The organism is Aeromicrobium marinum DSM 15272, assembly GCF_000160775.2.
Classification (GTDB): Bacteria; Actinomycetota; Actinomycetes; order Propionibacteriales; family Nocardioidaceae; genus Aeromicrobium; species Aeromicrobium marinum.
Window position 1 is genome coordinate 870,493 of record NZ_CM001024.1, and the last position, 23,194, is coordinate 893,686.

The window sequence follows — 23,194 nt, forward strand, 5'->3', positions numbered from 1 at the left end:
ATGCAGGCCGACCGCGCACCGCGGCCGCCGGCCGCCCGCGACGGTGCCGCTCCGCCGGCTCGACCCGGCATGCCGCGTCCTAACCCGGCGATGATGCCCAAGCAGTCGGGCCTGTCCGGTCCGTCCACGCGTCCCGGTCCCGGCGGTCGTCCGGGTCCCGGCGGCCGCGCCGGTGGTCCCGGCGGTCGCCCCGGCGGCGGCACCGGTGGTCCCGGTGGTCGTCCGGGCGGTGGCGGCGGGTTCGCCGGCCGTCCCGGGGGCGCCCCGGGCGGTGGCGGCGGGTTCGCCGGTCGTCCGGGTGGCGGACCTGCCAACCGCAACAACCGTGGTGGCACCCAGGGTGCCTTCGGTCGCGCCGGTGGCCCGGTGCGTCGCGGTCGCAAGAGCAAGCGCGCGAAGCGCCAGGAATTCGACCAGATGCAGGCGCCGGCGATCGGCGGCGTGCGGGTCCGCAAGGGCGGCGGCGAGACCGTCCGCCTCACCCGCGGGTCGTCGCTGAGCGACTTCGCCGAGAAGATCGGCGTCGACGCCGCGTCGCTCGTCGAGGTGCTGTTCCACCTCGGCGAGGTGGTCACCGCGACGCAGTCGGCCAACGACGAGACCTTGCTGCTGCTGGGCGAGGAGCTCAACTACCAGGTCGAGGTCATCTCCCCGGAGGACGAGGACCGCGAGCTGCTGGAGTCCTTCTCGCTGGAGTTCGGTGAGAACGAGGGCGACGACGAGGACCTCGAGGCCCGCCCCCCGGTCGTCACCGTCATGGGTCACGTCGACCACGGCAAGACCAAGCTGCTGGATGCCCTGCGCAGCAGCAACGTGGTGGCCAAGGAGGCCGGCGGCATCACCCAGACGATCGGTGCCTACCAGGTGCGGACCGAGGTCGACGGCGTCGACCGGGCCATCACCCTCATCGACACCCCGGGTCACGAGGCGTTCACCGCCATGCGTGCTCGTGGTGCCCAGGCCACCGACATCGCGATCCTCGTGGTCGCGGCCGACGACGGCGTGATGCCCCAGACGGTCGAGGCGCTCAACCACGCCAAGGCCGCCGGGGTGCCGATCGTGGTCGCGGTCAACAAGATCGACAAGCCCGACGCCGATCCGACCAAGGCACGCGGCCAGCTCACCGAGTACGGACTCGTGCCCGAGGAGTACGGCGGCGACACGATGTTCGTCGACGTCTCGGCCCTGGCCGGTCTCAACCTGGACGCCCTGCTGGAGGCCGTGGTCCTCACCGCGGACGCGTCCCTGGACCTGCGGGCCAACCCGGAGCAGAACGCCGAGGGTCTGGTCATCGAGGCCCACCTCGACCGCGGTCGCGGTCCGGTCGCCACGGTGCTGGTGCACCGCGGCACGCTGCGGGTCGGCGACTCGATCGTGGCCGGACCGGCGTTCGGCCGCGTCCGCGCCATGCTCGACGAGTTCGGCGAGAACATCGAGGAGGCCACGCCCTCGCGGCCGGCTCTCGTGCTCGGTCTCACCGCGGTGCCCGGCGCCGGCGACAACTTCATGGTCGTGGCCGACGACCGTCTGGCGCGTCAGATCGCCGAGAAGCGTGAGGCGCGCGAGCGCAACGCGCTGCTGGCCCAGCGCACCGGTCGCCGGACCCTGGAGGACTTCATGTCCTCCATGGAGAAGGGCGAGACCGACGAGCTGCTGCTCATCCTGAAGGGTGACGGCTCCGGTTCGGTCGAGGCGCTGGAGGACGCGCTGTCGCAGATCGAGGTCGGCGACGACGTCGCCCTGCGGATCATCGACCGCGGTGTCGGTGCGATCACCGAGACCAACGTGATGCTGGCTGCGGCGTCCAACGCCGTGATCATCGGCTTCAACGTCCGGCCCCAGGGCAAGGCGACCGAGGTCGCCGACCGCGAGGGTGTCGAGATCAAGTACTACTCGGTCATCTACCAGGCGATCGAGGAGATCGAGTCCGCCCTCAAGGGCATGCTCAAGCCGGAGTTCGAGGAGCACCAGCTCGGCACGGCCGAGATCCGCGACATCTTCCGGTCGTCCAAGATCGGCAACATCGCCGGTTGCATGGTCACCAGCGGCACCATCAAGCGCAACGCCAAGGCTCGCCTGCTGCGTGACGGCTCGGTCGTGGCCGACAACCTGGACTTCTCCAGCCTCCGGCGGGAGAAGGATGACGTCAGCGAGGTCCGTGAGGGCTTCGAGTGCGGTCTGGTGCTGCGGGGCTACGGCGACATCAAGATCGGTGACGTCGTGGAGACCTTCGAGCTGCGTGAGAAGAAGCGGGCCTAGTCGTGCCCGGCCCTCGGCACCACCAGATCGCCGACCGGATCAAGGTGGTCGTGGCGGAGATGCTCGAGCGGCGGATCAAGGATCCGCGGCTCGGCTTCGTCACGATCACCGACGTCCGGCTCACCGGTGACAACCAGCACGCGTCGATCTTCTACACCGTGCTGGGCGACCAGGCCGACATCGACCGCACCGCGGCAGCCCTGGCCAGCGCCAACGGCGTGCTCCGCAAGGAGGTCGGCAAGCAGCTCGGCATCCGCCACACGCCGTCCCTGGAGTTCTTCCTGGACGCCGTGCCGGAGACCGCGCGGCAGATCGAGGACCTCCTCAACCGGGCCCGCGAGCAGGACGAGGCGGTCGCCGCTCAGGCGGTCGGGGCGACCTACGCCGGGGAGCCCGACCCGTACCGCACCTCGGACGGCGAGGAGTCCGACGGCGAGTCCGACGGCGACGAGACCGACGGCCCGGGGCGTCCGTGACCGCACCGCCCCGCGGCGGCGTGGTGGTGGTCGACAAGCCGTCCGGCTGGACCTCGCACGACGTCGTGGGCCGGGTGCGCCGGCTGGCCGGCACGCGCAAGGTCGGGCACGCCGGCACGCTGGACCCGATGGCCACGGGGGTCCTCGTGCTGGGGATCGAGCGGGCGACCCGGTTGCTCGGGCACCTGCAGCTGGCCGACAAGGAGTACCTGGCAACCGTGCGGCTGGGCGCGGCGACCACGACCGACGACGCCGAGGGTGAGGTGACGTCGACCACCGACGCCTCGCACCTGACTGCCGAGCAGGTCGAGGCCGCCCTGGTCCCGCTGCGGGGCGAGATCGACCAGGTGCCGTCCTCGGTGTCGGCGATCAAGGTCGACGGTCAGCGGTCGTATGCACGGGTGCGCGCCGGGGAGCAGGTGGAGCTGAAGGCTCGCCGCGTCACGGTCGCGGAGCTCGTGGCCGAGCAGGTGCGCGTCGACCACGGCTTCGTGGACGTCGACGTCCGCGTGACGTGTTCCAGCGGCACGTACGTGCGTGCCCTCGCCCGCGACGTGGGCGATGCCCTGGGCGTCGGTGGCCACCTGACCGTGTTGCGACGCACGCGGGTCGGCGCCTTCGGGCTGGGCGTCGCAGCGACGCTCGACCAGCTCGCCGTGCAGTTCTCGGTGGTCCCCCTGGACGAGGTGGCCCGCGCCACGTTCGACGCGGTCGACCTCGACGAGGAGGCGGCCCGGCATGTCGGGTTCGGTCGCGCGCTGCCGGACACGACGCTCCCGTCGGCGGGACCCGTGGCATTGTTCGCGCCGGACGGCCGGTTCCTCGCGCTGTACGAGCAGGCCGGCGACGACGCCCGCCCGGTCGCCGTGTTCGTCTGACCCCGATCCGGGGCGGTGGATCTGCGACCGAATGGGCCCGTCGGTGTCACCGCGACCGAAAGACGGCTGTATCGGTCGCGAATCCACCGCCCGACGGACGGGTCGGGATGACTAGGGTGGGCGCACCATGAGAATCCGCCCCCCGTCCCCGCGTGCCATCGCCTGGCGGGCCGCCCGTACGTGGCTGGTGGCCGTGGTGGTCGTGGTGGTGGGGCTGATGTCGACCACCAAGATCCGCAAGCTGCTGCGCGGCAAGCGGGCCGCCGAGCCGTTCCGGCGGACGCCCGTACGGGCGGTCCCGGTCGCCGGGTCGCAGATCGCGACCTTCACCGACGGGGCCGAGCTGTTCGAGGACATGCTCGCGGCGATCGACGCCGCGTCGGAGCGGGTCCTGCTCGAGACCTACATCCTCAAGGCCGATGCGACCGGTCAACGGTTCAAGGACGCGCTCGTCCGGGCCGCGGGGCGCGGCGTCGACGTGCACGTGATCTACGACGGCTTCGCCAACCTCGTCGTGTCACCGTCGTTCCTCAGGTTCCCGGCCCCCATCCAGGTGTTGCGCTACCCGGTCTGGGCGGCCGGGCTCCAGGTGTTCAACCCGCGCCGACTCGGTCGGGACCACCGCAAGATCCTGGTCGTCGACGGGACCGTGGGGTACGTGGGCGGCTACAACATCGGCGACCTCTACGCGACCGACTGGCGCGACACCCACCTGCGGGTGACCGGCCCTGCGGTGTGGGACCTCGACAACGCCTTCGTCGACTTCTGGAACCTGCGGGGCGGGTCGCTGCGACGGCTGCACCAGATCGGCACCGCCAGCTGGGACCCGCACGTGCGAGCCCACCGCAACACGCCCGGACAGCTGATGTACCCCATCCGCGGCATGTACCTGGAGGCGATCGACCGGGCCCAGCACCACATCTACATCACCGCGGCGTACTTCATCCCGGACCACGACATCCTGCAGGGACTGCTGGACGCCGCGCGCCGCGGGGTGGACGTCCGCATCCTGATGCCGGAGGTCTCCAACCACGTCGTGGCCGACTGGTTGTCCCGCGGGTTCTACGGCAGTCTCCTGGCGGGCGGCGTGCGGATCCTGCTGTACCAGGACTGGATGGTGCATGCCAAGACCGCGACGATCGACGGCCGGTGGAGCACCGTGGGCACGGCGAACATTGACCGGCTGAGCCTGACCGGCAACTACGAGATCAATCTCGAGATCATCGATCCCGGACTCGCCGCGCACTTGGAGGCGGTGTTCGACAACGACACCCGCCCACCGCAGGCGCGAGAGCTGACCCGCGCCGAGTGGGAGCGTCGCCACCTGGTGGCCCGGGTCTGCGAACTGATCCTGCGACCCCTGCGGCCGCTGCTCTGAGCATGAGAGTCCTCTCACGATCGGCTCATGGACGACTCACCTGAGCGCAGGAGAGTCGAGTCATCAACCGATCGAGGAGGAACCATGAACCTGCCCCTGAAGACTGGACTCGTGACCCTGGCCGCCGTGGTGGTGGTCGGCGGAGCCGGCGTGGCGATCGCCGCGAATGCCGACTCGTCCGTCGACCCCGCCGTCAAGCGGGAGGACTCGTCGTCGTCCGTCGTGACCGTCGAGGACGACGACACCGACCGTGACCGCGACCGTGACGGGGACCTGGACACCCGCAACACCGGCGTGAGCGTCGTCTCCGCGCCCACGGTCCAGTCGGCGCCCAGTGTCCAGTCCGCACCCAGTGCGCCGTCGGCCCCGAGCGCCCCGTCCTTCCAGACGCCGCAGAGCGCGCCGTCGGCTCCGAGCGCCGCCAGCGCCCCGTCGGCGCCGAGCGCCGCGTCGGCCGACAGCCAGTGACCGACGGACCCGACACGACCGTGCTGACCGGGGGCGACATGATCGCCCCCGGTCTCGCGGCCGTGTCGTCGCTCGGTGGCGGGGTGGACCACGAGGTGTGGTTGGCGTTCGACGAGCGTCGGCACTGCGTCGTGGTCGCCAAGGTGCTGCGGACGGAGCGTGACTCCGCCGTCACCCGCGACCAGATGCGCCGGGAGGCGGCGTTGCTGGAACGCCTGCGACACCCGGGCATCGTGCGGCTGCTCGACGCCGACGTCGACGCCCACCGCCCCTACCTCCTGCTGCAGCACATCGACGGGCCCACCCTGTCCGACCTGATCGGTCGCGACGGTGCACTCCCGGTCCACCAGCTGGTGCCCGTCGGCATCGAGCTGGCCGCCACCCTGGTGTACCTGCGTCACGAGGGCGTCGTCCACCTCGACATCAAGCCCAGCAACGTCGTCGCCGGCGCGCCGGCCCAGCTGCTCGACCTCGGCATCGCCGTCGACCTGCCGACCGCTGCTGCCCTGTCGCACCCGGCGGGCAGCGACCAGTACATGGCTCCCGAACAGTGCAGACCGGGCGAGCTGGGCGTGGTCGGACCCGCCAGCGACGTCTGGGGCTTCGGCACCACGATGTTCCGCGCCGCCGCCGGGCGCCGGGCGTGGCCGAGCGAGCCACGCTGGGCGCAGCTGGACCAGCCCCGCCGCGCCCTGCCCCCGCACGTGCCGGGCCCGGTCGCGGACATCCTCGACAGGTGCCTGTCGCCGCTCGCCGCCGACCGGCCGCACCCGGTCGAGGTCGCCGAGGCGTTCGAACGGGTCCTCGAGGCGCTGCCGACCGCCCGGCTCGGCGGGTTCTCGCTGCGCTAGGCCGCGGTCAGTCCACCCGGTAGCCGACCCCTCGCACGGTGCTGACGAGGTCGGCCCCGAGCTTCTTGCGCAGGTAGCCGACATACACGTCCACGACGTTGGACCCCGGGTCGAAGTCGTACCCCCAGACCTGGGACAACAGCTGTTCGCGCGACAGCACCTGGCCGCGGTGGCGCATGAGGACCTCGGCCAGGGTGAACTCCCGTGCCGAGAGGTCGACCTCCCGGCCCGCGACGGTGGTGCGCCGCGTGCGCAGGTCGAGGCGGACGTCGCCGACCTCCACGGCGTCGTCGGCGGCCGGCTCGGACGCGACCCGCAGCCGCAGCCGTACCCGCGCGAGCAGCTCGTCGAATCGGAACGGCTTGGACATGTAGTCGGCGGCCCCTCCCTCGAGCGCAGCGACGGTGTCGGTGACCGAGTCCCGGGCGGTCAGCACGATGACCGGCAACCCCGGCCGCTCGCGTCGCAGACGCTCCAGGACCTCGAACCCGTCGGCGCCGGGAAGTCCGATGTCGAGGACGACGAGGTCGAACTCGCCGCTGACGGCGTAGTCGATCCCCGTGATGCCGTCGGCGACGACGGTGGGGGTGAACCCGTGCGCGCGCAGACCCTTGGCGACGAAGGAGGCGATGCGCTCCTCGTCCTCGACGATCAGGATCCGGTTCACGACAGGTCCTCCGGTTCGGGGTCCACCCGGACCACCGGCAACCGTAGCCGGAAGGTCGCCCCGCCGCCGGGCACCTCGTCGTCGAGGACCACGTCGCCGCCGTGGGCGACGGCGATCGCCCGGACGATCGACAGGCCCAGACCGAAGCCGGTGTCGTCGTCGACCCCACGGACGAACCGGTCGAACAGGTGGTCCCTGACGGCCGGGTCGACGCCGGTGCCGGTGTCGCGCACCCACAGCTCGAGCCGACCCTGGTGCACGCGGGACCCCACCGCGACCACCTCGCCGGGCGCGGTGTGCCGGACCGCGTTGCCGGCCAGCTGGACCATCGCCTGGACGATCCGTTGGCCGTCGAGCTCGGTGGTGAGGGGGGCAGCGGCGTCGAGCACCCAGTCACGGTCGCCCAGGCCGGTGGCCCGGTCGAGGATGCCGCGGGTGAGGGGCTCCACCTCGGTCGGACGCGGGCTGACGAAGTCGGGACGACGGGACTTGGCGAGCATCATCAGGTCCTCGACCAGTCGGGACATCCGGTCGATCTCGTCCAGCAACAGGGTCCGGGTCGCGTCCACGTCACCGGGATCGGCCGCGTCCAGCACCTCCAGGTGGCCCCGCAGGATCGTCAGGGGGGTCCGGAGCTCGTGACCGGCGTCGTCGAGCAGCTGCCTTTGGGCCCCGAAGGCGGCCTCGACCCGGTCGAGCATGTCGTTGAAGGTGCGCTGGAGCTCTGCGATGTCGTCCTGTCCCGTCACGACCAGACGTCCCTGCAGGTCGCCGCCCGTGATGCCCTGTGCCGTGGCCCGGAGGCGGTGGAGCGGGCTGAGCAGACGGCCGGCCGACCAGGACGCGACAGCGGTGATCGCCAGCAACGACAGGGCCGCGAGCAGGCCGTAGGTCACCAGCAGCTCGCGCAGGTCGGCCCTCGCCGCGGTGAGGTCGTGGCTGACCACGAACGCCGCCGTCGTCGCTCCGTCGGAGATCGGCTGCACCGCGACCACGTAGTCGTTGCCGTCGACGCGCAGCACCTCCAACCCCCCGTCCGAGCGCAACGTCCCGACCAGGTCGACGAACTGCGGTGACCGCTGCAGCCGCCGATCGGGTTCACCGGCGTACTGCGGGGTGCCCGTCGAGGGGAAGATCCACAGCATCTCGCGGGCGTCGGGCGAGTTCCGTGCGAGGAAGTCGCGCACGGCGTCGTCGGCCGAGGTCGGGGCGGGTCGGGTCGTGGCGTCGGTGCTGCCGGTGAAGGTCCGGAACTCGGCGACCTCCTGCAGGACCGCCTGGGTGGACGTCCGCTCGATCCGTTCGGTCTCGACGAACCACAGCGTCACCCCCACCACCAGCAGCGACGCGCCCGTGAGGACGGCCACGGCCGCGGTGATGCGACTGCGGACCGACAGGTTGCGGGTCATCGGCGCCCGTCAGTCGTCATCATCATCGTCGTCATCGTCGTCGTCGAAGTCGTCGTCGTCGTCGATGTCGCGGGGAGGGGAGTCGATCCGCTGGGGATCCCCGCCGGTCGGTGGCTGCGCCTCGGGTGCAGGTTCGGGGGGCGGCGGTGGTGCAGGAGCGGGCTCGGCGGGCTCGGCCGGGGCCGGGGTGATCGTGATGGGGGTGATCTCGGCGGGATCCGGTCCGGCCGTGGCGGCCATGCGTCCGACCACGAGCACGACCAGCACGAACCCCACCAGCACGAGGGCTGCAGGAAGGACTCGGAGGGGTGCGCGCACGGATCCACTGTGCCGCATCGCGCATGGCAGCGACATGAGACGACGATGAGAGCCCTCTCATGGTTCGGCGGGCCCGGCGGTGTGGCACAGTTCCCCCGTGGCGACGTGGCGTGACGCAGGCGGAGCGGACCTCGGTCCGGTCAGTGGTCGGAGCGTGGTCACGATCGGCAACTTCGACGGCGTGCACCGGGGCCATCGGCACGTGGTGGACCGCTGCCGCGAGCTCGCCGCAGCCCTGGCACCACCGGTCCCCACGGTGGTCGCCGTGACGTTCGATCCCCATCCGGTCCAGGTGTTCGCGCCGGAGCGCGCGCCGGTGCGCCTGACCAGCCTGACCCGGCGGGTCCGGCTCCTGCGGGACGCCGGCGCCGACGAGGTCCGGGTGCTCGCCTTCGACCACGCGATGGCGGCCTGGAGTCCCGAGGAGTTCGTGCGCCGGGTCCTCGTCGACGACCTGCACGCTGCTGCCGTGGTGGTGGGCGAGAACTTCCGCTTCGGGCACCGGGCGGCCGGCGACGTCGCCCTGCTGCAGCGGCTCGGCGAGGAGCACGACTTCGTGGCCGAGGGGCTCGCCCTGGACGGCGGCGACGAGGACCACTCCTCGACCCTGGTCCGGCGGCTGGTCGCCACCGGTGACGTCACCGGCGCCGCCGACGTGCTCGGGCGACCTTTCGCGGTGGAGGGCGAGGTCGTCCGCGGTGACCAGCGGGGCCGCGAGATCGGCTACCCGACGGCCAACGTGCCCGTGGTTGACGGTGAGGCCGTCCCCGCCGACGGCGTGTACGCCGGCTGGTTCGTCCGGGCGTCCGGGGAGCGTCTGCCGGCCGCCGTGTCGGTCGGCACGAACCCCACCTTCGACGGCACCGAGCGGCGGGTCGAGTCGTACGTCATGGCGTCCGACGGGTCGGCCCGCCACGACCTCGACCTCTACGGCGAGCACGTCGTCGTCGAGTTCGTCCTCCGGTTGCGGGCGATGGAACGCTACGACGGACTCGACGCCCTGCTCGAGCAGATGGCGGCCGACGTCGACGACGCCCGACGAGCCCTCGGCGTCCAGTGAGCGGTGCCCCGACGAGGGGGCGGGGTCCGGCGGAGCAACCCACTGCGGACGATCACGGAGACGGTCGGTCTACGGCTCCTTGCCGCGGGCAGGCTTCTTCCGGATCGCCGAGACGCCGACTGAGGCCACGACGAAGCACACGACCGAGATCGTCATGGTGGTCCAGACGCCAGCGTCGTCGCTGACGACGAAGAAGCTCACCAGGCCCCCGGCCACGACGACTGCAAGCACGAAGGCGATCTCACTTCGGCGCCGGGTCAACATGACACGCCCATCCATCCAATGAAGCGGCGAAAGCGATCTCATCCGACGCCTCAGCTCGTGCAGCGGGCACGGGCGTCGCCGTGAGTGGCGCCACCAAGGCAGGCGTCAGCCAGATTGAGCTGGGGATTGATCTCCCCGGGTGTGTGCGCATGATGCTCCTGTGTGGTGTCGAATGCAGTCCGCTTCGACTACTTCGTGGAGGACCTCCGCAAGCGGCTGCCTGTGACGGCTGATCGATGTGATGGTGATCACATCAGAAAGGAGCCGTCTTCCGGTGCCGCCTACCGAGGTGAGACCGCGCTCGCGACCAGGTCGGCCACGGCCGCCATCCCGACCCGGCGTGGATGGAAGGTGATGCCGTCACCGTCGGCCGCCCGGATGCCGTTGGTCCATGCCTCGTCCCCGGCGCAGGCGTCGTGACCGCGGCTCGCCTCGCGCACCGGCACGTAGGTGACCCCCGCGTCCCGTGCGGCCTCGGTGAGGGTCCGGTCCAGGGCCTCCTCGGCCGTGCGCACCGCATCGGCGTTGTCGGCGCCGATGCCCACGGCCGCGCACGTGCCGGCGTCCGGCAGGATGCGCAGGTACCCGACCAGCAGTACGTCGGCCGCCGGGGCGGCCTCGCGGATCGAGGCGAGGAGAGTGGCCAGGTCGTCGGCGGTCCGGTCGAGGATCTCGGGGGCCCGCTGCTCGACGAAGGATCGGCAGTCGCTGCGATCGCGGCTGCAGGCTCGCAGCAGGGCGAGGAACAGTCCGCCGTCGTTGCCGCCCGCGCCGACGGTGACCAGATCGGTGGACGGGCCCAGGGCACCTCCGGCCACGGTGCTCTCCAGGTCGCCGCTCGTGGCACCCGCGCAGCTGAGGTCGACGACGTCGCGGCCGAGCTGCCCGGCCAGGAGCTGCGGCCAGCTCTCCTGCGACCGTTGGCAGAAGCCGCTCTCCACCTGCAGCAGACCGATGCCCGGGCCCGCCGTGAAGGAGTCGCCCAGGGCCACGAACCCGGCCGCCGGCCCGGCCGTCGCCGCGGTGGGCACCGGGGCGGCTGCGGCGCCGGCGTCGGCGGAAGGATCGGCAGTGGAGCAGGAGGCCAGCGCGACGGCCACCGCCGTCGCGGTCAGGGCCCGTGCCACCCGTGCGGTCACCATGGGGGGAGGCTAGCCCCCGGCGACAACCTCGATTCGTCCCGGCACGCCCGGCGCTGATACCCTGAGCGGTGCCGTGCAACGGCCACGGATCCAGAGTGCCCCGGTGAACAGGCCCGGGCGCGCCGTGCAACCTCACCTCCCAGGAGACCCATGTCGAAGAAGACTGCCGCGCCCACCGTCGCAGACGTGCCCAAGGCCGAGATCATCGCCCAGTACGCCACCCACGAGGGCGACACCGGGTCCCCCGAGGTGCAGATCGCGGTCCTCACCGGCCGCATCGCCCACCTGACCGGGCACCTGCAGGAGCACAAGCACGACCACCACAGCCGTCGTGGTCTGCTGCTGCTCGTCGGCCAGCGCCGCCGGCTGCTCAACTACCTGCAGAAGGCCGACATCGAGCGCTACCGCTCGCTGATCGAGCGCCTCGGTCTGCGCCGCTGAACCCCCGACGGGCGGTCACTCCCACGAGTGGCCGCCCGTCGTCACAGCACCACCCGCACCACCCGCACCACCCCAACTCCACAGCACCACCCACCACGGACGAGACACCCCGGCACGACGCACAGCTCGGTCCTCGGTAGTGGCCCTCGGGCCCCGCACAGGCGGGCCCCGCAGGCCTCGATCGATGACCGGCGAGCCCCTTCGGGACGCGATCGCCAGCCGGTGTGCCTCGTCCTCATCCGATGAGCAGGCACCCGCCTGCGGAAGGGATCTCCATGACGGAATCCACCCTCCACACCGTCGAGACCGTGATCGACAACGGTCGCTTCGGCACCCGCACCGTCCGGTTCGAGACCGGCGTGCTCGCCCAGCAGGCCGCCGGCTCGGTGTCGGCGTACCTCGACGACGACACCATGCTGCTGTCGGCCACCACGGCCGGCCGCCACCCGAAGGAGTTCCTCGACTTCTTCCCGCTCACGATCGACGTCGAGGAGCGCATGTACGCCGCGGGTCGCATCCCCGGTTCGTTCTTCCGTCGCGAGGGCCGCCCCAGCGAGGACGCGATCCTCACCTGCCGCCTGATCGACCGTCCGCTGCGCCCGACCTTCAAGAAGGGCCTGCGCAACGAGGTCCAGGTCGTCATCAACGTGATGGCGCTCAACCCCGACACCCCGTACGACGTGCTGGCCATCAACGCCGCGTCGGCGTCGACGCAGATCTCGGGCCTGCCGTTCACCGGGCCGGTCGGCGCCACCCGCGTCGCACTGATCGACGGCCAGTGGGTCGCGTTCCCGTCGCACAGCCAGCTCGAGGAGGCCGTGTTCGACATGGTCGTCGCGGGTCGAATCGCGGCCCAGGCCGACGGTTCCAGCGACGTCGCGATCATGATGGTCGAGGCGGAGTCGACCGAGGCCACGTGGGACCTCGTCCAGTCCGGCGTCCAGGCGCCGACCGAGGAGGTCGTGGCCGGTGGCCTCGAGGCCGCCAAGGTCGCCATCCGCCAGATGTGCGAGGCCCAGTCCGAGCTCGCCGCCGCTGCGGCCAAGCCGGTCAAGGACTTCCCGATCTTCCTCGACTACGAGGACGACGCGTTCGACGCGGTGGCCGAGGTGGCCTCCGGTGACCTCGCCCAGGCGCTCACCATCCTGCACAAGGCCGACCGCGAGGAGCGGGAGTCCGAGATCAAGGCGAACGTCGTCGAGCAGCTCGGAGAGCGGTTCGAGGGTCGCGAGAAGGAGCTGGGCGCCGCGCTGCGCTCGCTCACCAAGTCCCTCGTCCGTGACCGGGTGCTGCGTGACAAGGTCCGCATCGACGGACGCGGCCTGGCCGACATCCGCGAGCTCTCCGCCGAGGTCAGCGTCATCCCGCGCGTCCACGGCTCGGCGCTGTTCCAGCGTGGCGAGACCCAGATCCTGGGCGTGACCACGCTCAACATGCTCGACCTGGAGCAGAAGCTCGACACGCTGAGCCCCGAGACCAAGCGTCGTTACATGCACAACTACAACTTCCCGCCGTTCTCCACCGGTGAGACCGGCCGGGTCGGCTCGCCGAAGCGTCGCGAGATCGGTCACGGCGCGCTCGCGGGCCGTGCGCTGCTGCCCGTGCTGCCGACGCGCGAGGAGTTCCCCTACGCCATCCGTCAGGTCTCGGAGGCGCTCAGCTCCAACGGCTCGACGTCGATGGGCTCGGTCTGCGCGTCGACGCTGGGACTGCTCAACGCCGGTGTGCCGCTGCGCGCGCCGGTGGCGGGCATCGCGATGGGCCTGATCTCCGGTGAGGTCGACGGTCGGACCGAGTACGTCACCCTGACCGACATCCTGGGTGCCGAGGACGCGTTCGGCGACATGGACTTCAAGGTCGCCGGCACGCCGGAATTCATCACCGCCCTGCAGCTCGACACCAAGCTCGACGGCATCCCCGCCGACGTGCTGGCCGGCGCGCTGAACCAGGCCAAGGGTGCCCGTCTCACGATCCTGGACGTCATGGCGCAGGCCATCGACGAGCCGGACGAGATGAGCCCCTACGCGCCGCGGATCATCACGATCAAGATCCCGGTCGACAAGATCGGCGAGGTGATCGGCCCGAAGGGCAAGGTCATCAACCAGCTGCAGGACGACACCGGCGCGAAGATCTCGATCGACGACGACGGCACCGTCTACGTGGGCGCCGACAACGGCGACGCTGCCGAGGCCGCCCGGGCCGCGATCAACGCGATCGCCAACCCGACGATGCCCGAGGTCGGCGAGCGCTACCTCGGCACCGTGGTCAAGGTAGTCGACTTCGGCGCGTTCATCTCCCTGTCCCCGGGCAAGGACGGCCTGCTGCACATCAGCAAGCTGCGCGACCTCAACGGCGGCCAGCGCGTCAACAACGTCGAGGACGTCGTGTCGGTCGGCCAGAAGATCCAGGTCGAGATCGCCGAGCTCGGCGACCGCGGCAAGATCTCGCTGGTTCCGGTGTCCGAGAGCTCCGAGGAGCCGGCGACCGAGACCGCCGACGCCTGACCCACCCCGTGCCGCCGATGGTGGCCCGAGTCGTCCGCCCCCGGGGATCCCCGGGGGCGGACGACGTCGTGGGGGAGTCAGCCCACCTCGAACGTTGTGGTCGAGACCTCGGTCCGACCGACGTAGGTGATCCGGTGGGTGCCGGGGGCGCCGGCCACCCAGGTGACGTCGGCGGTGAACCGCAGGCGCCGGTCGCGCGACCAGGTGATCGTGGTGCCGGGCGATGCGTCGTCGGCCACCGTGACCCAGCGGTCGCCCTGGCGACGCTCGACCCGCAGGTAGGTGGCGCGCAGCACCGCGTTGGGGTGGTCGGCCGCGAACCGCGCCGAGACGGTGGCTCCGACCACGGCCGGCCCGGGCTGGACGAGGACGTCCAGCGTCCGCCCTCGCTCGAACCGGGCCGAACCGGCAGGGCTGTTCACCCGGAAGCGGTGCGGCCGCGGCGCCAGACCCGGCTCGACGTCGGTACCGGTGGCCATCGCCCGCGCCAGACCGACGACCGACTCGGTGATGGCCGTCAGCTGATGACGGCCGAACAGGGTCGAGCCGCCCTCGTAGAGCTGGACCTCGTACTCCTCGGGGGTCGTGACGTAGTGGCCGTAGCCGTTCGCGTAGCCCTGCAGCAGCACGTCCTCCACCCGGGCGCCGAGCTCGGCCGCCACCGCGGTGCGGATGCGCAGTCCGGCGACGACCGTGACCTCGAACGGCAGACACACCAGGTGCAGGGCGCCGATCCGCACCAGCTGCACCGTGAAGGTCTCGGCGACCCACCCCATGGGGCCCACCGGGAGGAACAGGTCCTTGGGCGCCTGGGCGTCGGCGAACCCCGGGCGGCGCCGGTAGAACCAGCGGCTGACCCGTTCGGGGACCGGGTTGCGGCGTCCCTCGTCGAACAGCGGTGAACCGGGACCGTCGGTCAGCTTGCCGGCGGCGAAGCTGGCGCCGAGCACGGCCCGACCCGTCGTGCCGTCGGCCGTCGTGCGGCGGGCGAGACGGAGATGGACCCGGCGCACGTCGACGACCGGCTCCAGCTCGGCACCGGACTCGGCAGCCAGCGATCGGGCCGACGCCAGCTGCCGCTCACCGATGATCCGGGTGTTCTCCCGTTCGTCCGAGGTCGGACCGCTGCCGGGCCGCAGGTCCAGGTTCGGCGACAGGTCACCGGCGTTGGTCTGGGCGAACGCCGTGACCAGGTCCGGATCCTCGGCCTCCCACGCCGCGGCCGCCCACCCCTTGTTGTCCGAGCTGATCAGCCGGTTGCGGTTGGTCATGGAGGTGTTGTGCACGGCGAACCAGTGGATCGCGCCGACGAGCCGCTCGTCCCGCTCGAACCTCAGCAGGGTGGCGGCCGGGTCCACGCCGTCGGGGAACGGCGCCCGGTCGGGCGCGGGGTTGCGCTCGAACGCCTCGCGCGCCCGGTTCGCGCTGGCGTCGGACAGCTCGCCACGGGTCAGCACCAGGCGGGCGGGCGAGAGGTCGCCGTGAGCCCGTGCGACCGCCTCGACCACGCCGTCGACCAGCCGCTCGAACGTGGCTCGGTGGAACCCGGAGGTCGTGACGTTGTAGAGCGCGTGGTGACCGTGTCCTCCCGGCCCACAGTGGGTGTGGGTGGCGGTCAGGACGACGTTGTCGGCGGAGTAGACCCCGCCGAGGCGGCGACCGAGCCGGACGTGGATCTCGTCCACCCCGGCCTGGAAGAACATCCCGATGTCCGCCACGACGAACGCGATCCTGCGGGACCCGTCGTCGATCACGAACGCCCGGGCGGTCTGCCGGCTGAGGATGCCGCGGGTGCGCTGGTCGGGCATCCCGTAGCCCATCATGCCGACGCCCCACGGCTCGCCGGTGATGTCGGCGCGCCCCCGTCCGACGAGGAAGGACCGCTGCGACGTCGCCATGCCCGACACCGTAGTGCCGGCGTCGATAGGCTGACGCCATGACACGGGTCGCGGTGCTGGGCGCCAAGGGGCGCATGGGGTCCGAAGCGGTGCGCGCGCTGGAGGCGGCCGACGGGCTGGAGGTCGTGGCGCAGATCGACGTGGGCGACGATCTCGACCTGATCGCCGCCGCCGGTGCCGAGGTGGCCCTGGACCTGACCCAGCCCGACGTCGCGCTCGACCACGTGCTCTGGTGCATCGAGCACGGCGTCCACGTGGTCGTCGGCACCTCCGGCTTCGACGACACCCGCGTCGCGACCGTCGGTGGACGACTGGGCGCGAGCCCCGAGGTCGAGGTGCTCGTGGTGCCGAACTTCTCCGTGGGAGCGGTGCTGATGATGCGCTTCGCCGCGGTGGCGGCGCCGTTCTTCGAGTCCGTCGAGGTCATCGAGATGCACCACCCCGACAAGGTCGACGCGCCCTCGGGCACCGCGACCCGCACGGCCGAGATGATCGCCGAGGCGCGGCGGGCCGCCGGGTCGCCCGAGCTGCCCGACGCCACCACCACCGATCCGGGTGGCGCCCGCGGGGGCGTCGTGGCGGGCATCCCCGTGCACGCCGTTCGTGCCCGGGGGTTCGTCGCCTCGCAGGAGGTGCTCCTCGGTGGCGTGGGGGAGTCGTTGACCGTCCGGCACGACTCGCACGACCGGGCCTCGTTCATGCCGGGTGTGGTCGCAGCGGTGCGTGCCGTCGGCGCGCGCCCGGGCGTCACCGTCGGGCTCGAGTCGGTCCTCGGCGTCTGAACCGGGCGCCGGTCAGCTCAGGGCGGTGTGCAGGCGGACCTGCTTGACGGTGTGACCGGCGCCGTCCTCGAGCGTGCGGTGGGCTCCGTCGGCGGCCCAGCCCGCGCTCTCGGCGAAGGCGCGACGGGCGTCGTCCGCGGCCATGATCCACCAGCGGGCGCGGGTGAACCCGTCCGCGACAAGTGTGTCGACCGCGGCCTGCACCAGACGGGAGCCATGCCCCGCGGAACGATGGTCCGGGTGCACCAGCAGCTCACCGATCTCGCCGTCCACCACGGGGTCGGCGTCGGGGTCGGTACTGGGGTGCACGACCACGACCCCGCGCACGGACGCCCGCTCCAGACCGACCAGCACGCGGAAGCGGGCCTCGGGTGAGCGGGTCAGGGTGGCCTCCCACCGTGCGGCATGGTCGTCGACCTCGATCGGTGGCACACCGTCCGGCAGGAGGCGGTCGTGCTGCCACGCGGCGAGCTGGACCCCGGCGATCGCCCGGGCGTCGTCGGGCCAGGCCAACCGGGCGCTGACGTCGGCGGTGGGCACGTCAGACGAACGAACGGACGAGGTCGGAACGGGCTCCGCCGGCGTCGAGCATCGCCGAGGTCAGGGTCGCGTTGCGCAGGGACGGCCACACCTCGAACGCCAGGACGGCCAGACCCGGCAGCCCGGCGACGAGGATCGGCCACGCGGCGGCATCGAGGAGGAAGGTCGTGACGACCGCCAACAGGATCGGGATCTCGCAGTACACGAGCTTGCGGACCGTCTGACCGGCGAAGACCGAGACGGCCTCCTCCCGGACCTCCTCGGGGTCGGCGGCGGGATCGAGCGGATCGGCGGTCAGCCACACCCGTTCGGCCAGGGCTGCCCCGATGGCCACCGCGACGAGCAGAGCCAGCACCACCCACCACGGCGGGAGGTCGCCGCCCACGTCGCCGAGCATCACGAACAGCACCACGAGGAAGGCACCGGTCAGCCCGACCTGCAGCGCCGCGAACTGGCGGAGCTGTCGGGCGGTGGCGTCGTAGCGGACCGGAGGCACGTCCGAGATCCTCCCACAGCGACGCGCCGCCTCGGGCGTGGGTCAGCGACGCGGGCGCGAGTATCCTCGCTGCATGCAGGCGTACCTGGACATCATCCGGAGGATCCTCGACGAGGGGGTCGAGAAGAGCGACCGCACCGGCACGGGGACGCTGAGCGTGTTCGGCCACCAGACCCGCTACGACCTGCGGGCCGGGTTCCCGCTGGTCACCACCAAGCGGATCCACCTGCCGTCGGTGGTCGGCGAGCTGCTGTGGTTCGTGTCCGGCGACACCAACACCGCCTTCCTGCGCGAGCACGGCGTCACGATCTGGGACGAGTGGGCCGACGAGAACGGTGACCTCGGCCCGGTGTACGGACACCAGTGGCGGTCGTGGCCCACACCGTCGGGCCAGCACGTCGACCAGCTGGCCGCGGTGGTCCAGCAGCTCGGTGTCGACCCGGACTCGCGCCGCCATCTCGTCAGCGCCTGGAACGTCGCCGACCTCGACGCCATGGCCCTGGCCCCGTGCCACGCCCTGTTCCAGTTCTACGTCGAGCCCCGCACCGACGGGCCGGGCCGGTTGTCCTGCCAGCTGTACCAGCGCTCGGCGGACGTGTTCCTGGGCGTGCCGTTCAACATCGCCTCCTACGCCCTGCTGACGCACATGGTGGCGCAGGTCGCCGGGCTGGAGGTCGGTGACTTCGTCCACACGCTCGGCGACGCGCACCTGTACCTCAACCACCTCGACCAGGCGCGTGAGCAGCTGACCCGTGCGCCACGGCCGCTGCCGGACCTCTGGCTGGACCCGCAGGTCGACTCGATCGACGGCTTCGGCTTCGACTCGATCAAGGTGACGGGCTACGACCCGCACCCGTCGATCAAGGCTCCGATCGCCGTATGAGGCCAGCGTCATGAGGGATGGGGTGTCCGGGTGACCCTCACCCTGGTCGTGGCGATGGGGACCAACCGCGTCATCGGCGCCGAGGGTGCGCTGCCCTGGCACCTGCCCGAGGACCTGGCCCACTTCAAGCAGATCACGCACGGTCACCCCCTGGTGATGGGACGGGCCACCTACGAGTCGATCGGCCGCCCGCTCCCGGGGCGGACCACCATCGTCGTCACGCGCCAGCCGGGCTGGTCCGCGCCGGGGGTCGAGGTCGCCCACTCGGTCGAGGACGCCGTGCACCGGGCGGCGGCGCTGGACGACCAGGCCTTCCTGGTCGGCGGGGCCCAGGTGTACGCCGAGGCCCTCGACCGCGACCTGGTCGACACGATGGTCGTCACCGAGGTGCACGCCGCGCCGGACGGCGACACCTTCTTCCCGCCGGTCGACCCCGCCGGCTGGCGCGAGGTCGCGCGCGAGCACCGCACCGGGTTCGACGTCGTCACCCACCAGCGGCGCTGAACCGGCCCTTGCCCGTCGAGATGGACGCCGCGAGACTGACCTCGACGAGAGGACACGCCATGGCCCACGGAGACATCACACACGTCGACATCCCGGTCAGTGACATGCAGCGCGCGACCGGGTTCTACTCCGCACTCTTCGGGTGGCAGATCGAGGAGTACCCGGGCTTCGAGGGCTATCCCATGTGGCGCGCCCCGAACCAGCTCTCGGGCGGAGGTCTGGCGCCTCGGGAGGACTCGTTCACCCAGCCACGCTCCACCGTCGAGGTCGACTCCATCGACGAGACGCTCGCGTTGGCCGAGGCTCGCGGGGGCCGGGTGCTGGTCGGTCGGTCGCCGATCTCGGAGACCAGCTGGTTCGCGGTCCTGGAGGACCCCGACGGCAACCACATCGGTCTCTACGAGGGAACGACCGACACCGGCGGGTCCTGACGGCTCAGCCGAGGATCGCCAGCTGCCGGCTCTGGGCCACGAGGCGGCCGGACTCGTCCCACAGCTCACAGTCCTCCTCGTGGAACCCGGTGACGAGGTGACGGGTCGAGAGGCGGGTCGCGATCCACCCCGGCGTCGGCCGACGATGGAAGTGCACCGTCAGCTGCACGGTCATCGAGGCCATCTCGCCGAGCTCCATGACCGGCGGCGGTGCGGAGTCGACCAGGAAGCCCAGGGCGTAGGCGTCGATCGTGCGTCCACCGGCCAACCGCTGCCACAGGTCGTGGGCAGGATCACCGCTGGGGGCGCCCGTCGACCAGCCGGGCACGGTGGCGAACCGGTGGTCCACCCGGTCGAACAGCCCGCCGGTTGGCCCCCCGTGGTCGGAGGGGTCCAGGCACTGGTCGGGCGCCGGCAGGGCCGGAGGGGATCCGAGCTCGGTGGTGCGCTCGTCCTCCCGGGGCCCGAATCCGGAGGTCATCACGGCGACCAGCCGACCATCCTGCAGCAACCGGGTCGAGGCCGTGACGACCCGACGCCCCTGCTTGACCGGTTCGACCTCGATGGTCGCCGGCCCGACGGACGGGGGACCGAGGTAGGAGATCGCCGCGTAGAGCGGGTCGTGCGGGACCCCCAGCTCGTCCCCGGTTCCCCGCAGCATGGCCGCCAGCACGTACCCGCCGTTGGGCCGCTCGATCGGGGTGTTCCACCGGTCCGTCATCACCAGGTCGCGGACGCCGGGGGTGCGCGCGGTGGAGGTCGTGTCGACCAGGTAGACGTCCTCGTCGGAGGTGGGCTCGGTGCTGCTCATGGAGCCATCCTGCCGGGCGGTAGCCTCGTCCTCATGACGTCCCCCCTCGCCGGCCCGGCCGCGCCGTTCGGTCGCGTGCTGACCGCCATGGTCACGCCGTTCACGCCAGACGGGGCGCAGGACCTCGCCACCGCCCAGAAGGTCGCCACCTACCTGGTCGACGCCGGCAACGACGGGCTCGTCGTCAGTGGCACCACGGGGGAGTCGCCCACGACGACCATCGCCGAGGACGGCCGCCTGCTGGCGGCGGTCCTCGAGGCCGTCGGTGACCGCGCGACGGTCGTCGCCGGCGTCGGCACCAACGACACCCGTCACTCCGTCGAGCTGGCCGAGCAGGCGCGGCGCACCGGCGCCCACGGGCTGCTGGTCGTGACGCCGTACTACAGCAGGCCGCCGCAGCGCGGCATCGTCGCCCACGTGCGCCAGGTGGCCCGGGCCGGGGGCGACGTGCCGATCATGCTGTACGACATCCCCGGGCGGACCGGGGTCCAGCTCTCCGAGGACACCTACCGCGAGTTCACCGCTGACCCGACCGTCGTGGCCATGAAGGACGCCGTGGGCGACCTGGAGCGGGGAGCCTGGATCATGTCCGAGACCGGTCTCGCGGTCTACTCCGGTGACGACGCCCTCAACCTCGGGTGGCTGGCGATCGGTGCGGCAGGCGTCGTGAGTGTCGTGGGCCATGCGGCCGCGGCCGACTACGCCGCCATGGTGCGTGCGGTCGACGCCGGCGACCTGCCGGCCGCGCGGGCCATCAACACCCGTCTGGTCCCGGCCGTGCGGGCCCTGATGACCACCTCCCAGGGCGCGATGACCGCCAAGGTCGCCCTGCAGCTCCTCGGTGTGCTGGAGCACGCCACCGTACGATCCCCTCTTCCCCCGGCGACCGACGACGAGATCGCGGCGATCCGCGCCGGTCTCGTGGCCGCCCACCTCCTGGAGGCCTGATGAGTCACCTGCACCTCGAGCTGGACCCGCCCCCGCCGCTGCCCGAGCACGGGCTGCGCGTGTTCGCCCTCGGCGGCCTCGGCGAGATCGGTCGCAACATGACGGTCTTCGAGTACGACGGCAAGCTGCTGGTCGTCGACTGCGGGGTGCTGTTCCCCGAGGAGCACCATCCCGGCGTCGACCTGATCCTGCCGGACTTCGGCCCCATCCGGGACCGTCTGGACGACATCGTCGCCGTGGTGCTGACCCACGGGCACGAGGACCACATCGGCGGTCTGCCGTACCTGCTGCGCGAGCGGGGGAACATCCCGGTCGCCGGGTCCCAGCTGACGCTGGCCTTCCTCGACCCCAAGCTCAAGGAGCACCGGCTCAAGGAGGTGCCCAAGCACATCGTGTCCGAGGGCGACATCGAGACCTTCGGGCCGTTCGAGTGCGAGTTCGTCGCGGTCAACCACTCCATCCCGGACGCCCTGGCGGTCGCCATCCGCACCCCTGCGGGGGTCGTCCTGCACACCGGCGACTTCAAGATGGACCAGCTGCCGCTCGACGGACGCATCACCGACCTGCGGGCGTTCGCCCGGCTGGGCGAGGCCGGTGTCGACCTGTTCCTCACCGACTCGACCAACGCCGACGTGCCCGGCTTCACCACCTCCGAGCGCAACATCACGCCCGCGATCGAGGCGGTGTTCGCCCGCAGCACCAAGCGCATCATCGTGGCCTCCTTCGCCTCGCACATCCACCGGGTCCAGCAGGTCCTCGACACCGCGGTGAAGTACGACCGCAAGGTCGCCTACGTGGGCCGGTCGATGGTGCGCAACATGCAGATCGCCCGCGACCTGGGGTACCTCAAGGTGCCCGACGGCGTCGTCGTCGACAAGATCGACGCGGCTCCGCCGGAGCGGATGGTGCTGATGTCGACCGGTTCGCAGGGCGAGCCCATGGCCGCGCTGTCCCGGATGGCCAACAACAGCCACCCCCAGGTCAGCCTCGAGCCCGGCGACACGGTCCTGCTCGCGTCCTCGCTGATCCCCGGCAACGAGAACGCCATCTACCGGGTCATCGACGGACTGACCAAGCTCGGTGCCAAGGTCGTGCACAAGGGCAATGCCCTGGTGCACGTCTCCGGTCACGCATCGGCCGGCGAGCTGCTCTACTGCTACAACATCGTGCAGCCCACCAACGTCATGCCGGTGCACGGCGAGATCCGCCACCTGCACGCCAACGGTGCCCTCGCGACCCAGACCGGTGTCCCGAACGTGCTGCTCGCGGAGGACGGCTACGTGGTCGACCTCGTCGACGGGCACGCCTCCATCACCGGTGCCTTCGACTGCGGCTACGTGTACGTCGACGGGTCGTCGGTGGGCGACATCTCCGACTCCGACCTGAAGGACCGTCGCGTCCTCGGCGAGGAGGGGTTCATCTCCGTCGTCGTGGTCGTGGACTCCACCTCGGGCAAGATCGTCACCGGACCGGAGATCCACGCCCGTGGCATCGCCGAGGACGACTCGGTCTTCGACGAGGTCAGGTCCAAGATCGTGGTCGACCTCGAGCGTGCGATGGCTGACGGCACCCGCGACGCCCGCCAGCTCGAGCAGACCGTGCGCCGCACCCTCGGGTCGTACGCCGGTCGCCGGCTGCGGCGTCGGCCGATGATCGTGCCCATCGTCCTGGAGGCCTGAGCCGGGCTGGGCCGTTCTCACACACCGCACGGCGGACCTGTGCGCGAGGTGTTACCTGGATCTGACCGCGTGGCCCCCTTGGGAGAAACACGGCGTACCTAGGTTCG

Annotated in this window: 24 protein-coding genes; 15 read left to right on the forward strand and 9 right to left on the reverse strand. The window is 71.5% G+C overall.

All coding sequences use genetic code 11. The annotated features are described in order from the left end of the window. From infB to HMPREF0063_RS04620, 6 genes are all read left to right on the forward strand, one after another. Positions 1-2,259 (forward strand): translation initiation factor IF-2 (gene infB / locus HMPREF0063_RS04595; RefSeq protein WP_040320097.1); only part of this gene is annotated, 2,259 nt, incomplete at its 5' end. 2 nt (positions 2,260-2,261) lie between these two features. Continuing rightward, a complete protein-coding gene (rbfA, locus tag HMPREF0063_RS04600; RefSeq protein WP_007077489.1) occupies positions 2,262-2,735 on the forward strand; it encodes a 30S ribosome-binding factor RbfA in 474 nt (157 codons plus the stop codon). Beyond that, a complete protein-coding gene (gene truB / locus HMPREF0063_RS04605; RefSeq protein ID WP_007077490.1) occupies positions 2,732-3,613 on the forward strand; it encodes a tRNA pseudouridine(55) synthase TruB in 882 nt (293 codons plus the stop codon). The genes rbfA and truB overlap by 4 nt, the downstream gene beginning before the upstream one ends. A 127-nt stretch (positions 3,614-3,740) precedes the next feature. Next, entirely contained in the window at positions 3,741-4,991 is a 1,251-nt protein-coding gene (locus HMPREF0063_RS04610; RefSeq protein ID WP_007077491.1) for a phospholipase D-like domain-containing protein, read from the forward strand. Positions 4,992-5,075: 84 nt separating this feature from the next. Then, the gene (locus tag HMPREF0063_RS04615) at positions 5,076-5,459 is read left to right on the forward strand and encodes a hypothetical protein (RefSeq protein ID WP_007077492.1); all 384 of its coding nucleotides are present in this window, start codon (positions 5,076-5,078) and stop codon (positions 5,457-5,459) included. After that, on the forward strand, positions 5,456-6,310 hold the full coding sequence (locus HMPREF0063_RS04620; RefSeq protein ID WP_007077493.1) for a serine/threonine-protein kinase: 855 nt from the start codon (positions 5,456-5,458) through the stop codon (positions 6,308-6,310). The genes HMPREF0063_RS04615 and HMPREF0063_RS04620 overlap by 4 nt, the downstream gene beginning before the upstream one ends. Before the next feature lie 7 nt (positions 6,311-6,317). Here HMPREF0063_RS04620 and HMPREF0063_RS04625 read toward each other — a convergent pair whose 3' ends face one another. Genes HMPREF0063_RS04625 through HMPREF0063_RS04635 form a run of 3 tightly spaced genes read right to left on the reverse strand, consistent with a single transcriptional unit; the run spans position 6,318 to position 8,704 of the window. Next, positions 6,318-6,977, reverse strand: a complete 660-nt coding sequence (locus HMPREF0063_RS04625) for a response regulator transcription factor (protein ID WP_007077494.1) — start codon at positions 6,975-6,977, stop codon at positions 6,318-6,320. Then, positions 6,974-8,386: a sensor histidine kinase gene (locus tag HMPREF0063_RS04630; protein ID WP_007077495.1), complete on the reverse strand. Its 1,413-nt coding sequence runs from the start codon at positions 8,384-8,386 to the stop codon at positions 6,974-6,976. Before HMPREF0063_RS04630 ends, HMPREF0063_RS04625 begins: the two co-directional genes overlap by 4 nt. Positions 8,387-8,395: 9 nt before the next feature. After that, on the reverse strand, positions 8,396-8,704 hold the full coding sequence (locus HMPREF0063_RS04635) for a hypothetical protein (protein WP_156794038.1): 309 nt from the start codon (positions 8,702-8,704) through the stop codon (positions 8,396-8,398). 97 nt (positions 8,705-8,801) lie between these two features. On the opposite strand from HMPREF0063_RS04635, the gene HMPREF0063_RS04640 reads away from it, so the two are divergent. Then, complete coding sequence (locus HMPREF0063_RS04640) at positions 8,802-9,764, forward strand: bifunctional riboflavin kinase/FAD synthetase (protein WP_156794039.1); 963 nt, start codon at positions 8,802-8,804, stop codon at positions 9,762-9,764. Between the two features lie 69 nt (positions 9,765-9,833). On the opposite strand, the gene HMPREF0063_RS04645 is transcribed toward HMPREF0063_RS04640, so the two are convergent. Together HMPREF0063_RS04645 and HMPREF0063_RS04650 are read right to left on the reverse strand one after the other, a co-directional pair. Then, positions 9,834-10,028, reverse strand: coding sequence for a hypothetical protein (locus tag HMPREF0063_RS04645; RefSeq protein ID WP_040320098.1), 195 nt, complete (start codon positions 10,026-10,028; stop codon positions 9,834-9,836). A gap of 281 nt (positions 10,029-10,309) precedes the next feature. After that, a complete protein-coding gene (locus tag HMPREF0063_RS04650; protein WP_007077499.1) occupies positions 10,310-11,170 on the reverse strand; it encodes an SGNH/GDSL hydrolase family protein in 861 nt (286 codons plus the stop codon). Between the two features lie 150 nt (positions 11,171-11,320). Here HMPREF0063_RS04650 and rpsO point away from each other — a divergent pair, with 150 nt between their 5' ends. Continuing rightward, a complete protein-coding gene (gene rpsO, locus HMPREF0063_RS04655; RefSeq protein WP_007077500.1) occupies positions 11,321-11,611 on the forward strand; it encodes a 30S ribosomal protein S15 in 291 nt (96 codons plus the stop codon). 275 nt (positions 11,612-11,886) lie between these two features. Further along, the gene (locus HMPREF0063_RS04660; RefSeq protein WP_040320099.1) at positions 11,887-14,115 is read left to right on the forward strand and encodes a polyribonucleotide nucleotidyltransferase; all 2,229 of its coding nucleotides are present in this window, start codon (positions 11,887-11,889) and stop codon (positions 14,113-14,115) included. 77 nt (positions 14,116-14,192) lie between these two features. On the opposite strand, the gene HMPREF0063_RS04665 is transcribed toward HMPREF0063_RS04660, so the two are convergent. Next, on the reverse strand, positions 14,193-16,013 hold the full coding sequence (locus tag HMPREF0063_RS04665) for a neutral/alkaline non-lysosomal ceramidase N-terminal domain-containing protein (RefSeq protein WP_040320100.1): 1,821 nt from the start codon (positions 16,011-16,013) through the stop codon (positions 14,193-14,195). Positions 16,014-16,051: 38 nt separating this feature from the next. Here HMPREF0063_RS04665 and dapB point away from each other — a divergent pair, with 38 nt between their 5' ends. After that, positions 16,052-16,795 carry a 4-hydroxy-tetrahydrodipicolinate reductase gene (gene dapB / locus HMPREF0063_RS04670; RefSeq protein WP_007077504.1) on the forward strand — a complete coding sequence of 248 codons (744 nt, stop codon included), beginning with the start codon at positions 16,052-16,054 and terminating at the stop codon, positions 16,793-16,795. A gap of 12 nt (positions 16,796-16,807) precedes the next feature. On the opposite strand, the gene HMPREF0063_RS04675 is transcribed toward dapB, so the two are convergent. After that, a complete protein-coding gene (locus tag HMPREF0063_RS04675; RefSeq protein WP_007077505.1) occupies positions 16,808-17,335 on the reverse strand; it encodes a GNAT family N-acetyltransferase in 528 nt (175 codons plus the stop codon). Between the two features lies 1 nt (position 17,336). Beyond that, complete coding sequence (locus tag HMPREF0063_RS04680) at positions 17,337-17,831, reverse strand: hypothetical protein (RefSeq protein WP_040320101.1); 495 nt, start codon at positions 17,829-17,831, stop codon at positions 17,337-17,339. Between the two features lie 73 nt (positions 17,832-17,904). Between HMPREF0063_RS04680 and HMPREF0063_RS04685 the strand changes: the two genes are divergently transcribed. Genes HMPREF0063_RS04685 through HMPREF0063_RS04695 form a run of 3 tightly spaced genes read left to right on the forward strand, consistent with a single transcriptional unit; the run spans position 17,905 to position 19,649 of the window. Further along, the gene (locus HMPREF0063_RS04685; RefSeq protein WP_007077506.1) at positions 17,905-18,714 is read left to right on the forward strand and encodes a thymidylate synthase; all 810 of its coding nucleotides are present in this window, start codon (positions 17,905-17,907) and stop codon (positions 18,712-18,714) included. Between the two features lie 30 nt (positions 18,715-18,744). Continuing rightward, complete coding sequence (locus HMPREF0063_RS04690; protein WP_007077507.1) at positions 18,745-19,218, forward strand: dihydrofolate reductase; 474 nt, start codon at positions 18,745-18,747, stop codon at positions 19,216-19,218. A 59-nt stretch (positions 19,219-19,277) separates the two neighbouring features. Then, entirely contained in the window at positions 19,278-19,649 is a 372-nt protein-coding gene (locus HMPREF0063_RS04695; protein ID WP_040320102.1) for a VOC family protein, read from the forward strand. Between the two features lie 4 nt (positions 19,650-19,653). On the opposite strand, the gene HMPREF0063_RS04700 is transcribed toward HMPREF0063_RS04695, so the two are convergent. Next, positions 19,654-20,460: a thioesterase family protein gene (locus HMPREF0063_RS04700; RefSeq protein WP_007077509.1), complete on the reverse strand. Its 807-nt coding sequence runs from the start codon at positions 20,458-20,460 to the stop codon at positions 19,654-19,656. Between the two features lie 33 nt (positions 20,461-20,493). Between HMPREF0063_RS04700 and dapA the strand changes: the two genes are divergently transcribed. Continuing rightward, complete coding sequence (gene dapA / locus HMPREF0063_RS04705; RefSeq protein ID WP_007077510.1) at positions 20,494-21,408, forward strand: 4-hydroxy-tetrahydrodipicolinate synthase; 915 nt, start codon at positions 20,494-20,496, stop codon at positions 21,406-21,408. Then, positions 21,408-23,087 (forward strand): ribonuclease J, encoded by a 1,680-nt coding sequence (locus tag HMPREF0063_RS04710; RefSeq protein ID WP_007077511.1) that lies wholly within the window; start codon positions 21,408-21,410, stop codon positions 23,085-23,087. Before dapA ends, HMPREF0063_RS04710 begins: the two co-directional genes overlap by 1 nt. Positions 23,088-23,194 lie beyond the last annotated feature (107 nt).

Excerpts from the sequence above, each read along its gene's own strand:
- HMPREF0063_RS04610 (WP_007077491.1), top strand. The coding sequence starts at position 3,741 with ATGAGAATCCGCCCCCCGTCCCCGCGTGCCATCGCCTGGCGGGCCGCC.
- HMPREF0063_RS04615 (WP_007077492.1), top strand. The coding sequence starts at position 5,076 with ATGAACCTGCCCCTGAAGACTGGACTCGTGACCCTGGCCGCCGTGGTG.
- HMPREF0063_RS04630 (WP_007077495.1), bottom strand. The coding sequence starts at position 8,386 with ATGACCCGCAACCTGTCGGTCCGCAGTCGCATCACCGCGGCCGTGGCC.
- HMPREF0063_RS04645 (WP_040320098.1), bottom strand. The coding sequence starts at position 10,028 with ATGTTGACCCGGCGCCGAAGTGAGATCGCCTTCGTGCTTGCAGTCGTC.
- HMPREF0063_RS04650 (WP_007077499.1), bottom strand. The coding sequence starts at position 11,170 with ATGGTGACCGCACGGGTGGCACGGGCCCTGACCGCGACGGCGGTGGCC.
- rpsO (WP_007077500.1), top strand. The coding sequence starts at position 11,321 with ATGTCGAAGAAGACTGCCGCGCCCACCGTCGCAGACGTGCCCAAGGCC.
- HMPREF0063_RS04660 (WP_040320099.1), top strand. The coding sequence starts at position 11,887 with ATGACGGAATCCACCCTCCACACCGTCGAGACCGTGATCGACAACGGT.
- HMPREF0063_RS04665 (WP_040320100.1), bottom strand. The coding sequence starts at position 16,013 with ATGGCGACGTCGCAGCGGTCCTTCCTCGTCGGACGGGGGCGCGCCGAC.
- dapB (WP_007077504.1), top strand. The coding sequence starts at position 16,052 with ATGACACGGGTCGCGGTGCTGGGCGCCAAGGGGCGCATGGGGTCCGAA.
- HMPREF0063_RS04685 (WP_007077506.1), top strand. The coding sequence starts at position 17,905 with ATGCAGGCGTACCTGGACATCATCCGGAGGATCCTCGACGAGGGGGTC.
- HMPREF0063_RS04695 (WP_040320102.1), top strand. The coding sequence starts at position 19,278 with ATGGCCCACGGAGACATCACACACGTCGACATCCCGGTCAGTGACATG.
- HMPREF0063_RS04700 (WP_007077509.1), bottom strand. The coding sequence starts at position 20,460 with ATGAGCAGCACCGAGCCCACCTCCGACGAGGACGTCTACCTGGTCGAC.
- dapA (WP_007077510.1), top strand. The coding sequence starts at position 20,494 with ATGACGTCCCCCCTCGCCGGCCCGGCCGCGCCGTTCGGTCGCGTGCTG.
- HMPREF0063_RS04710 (WP_007077511.1), top strand. The coding sequence starts at position 21,408 with ATGAGTCACCTGCACCTCGAGCTGGACCCGCCCCCGCCGCTGCCCGAG.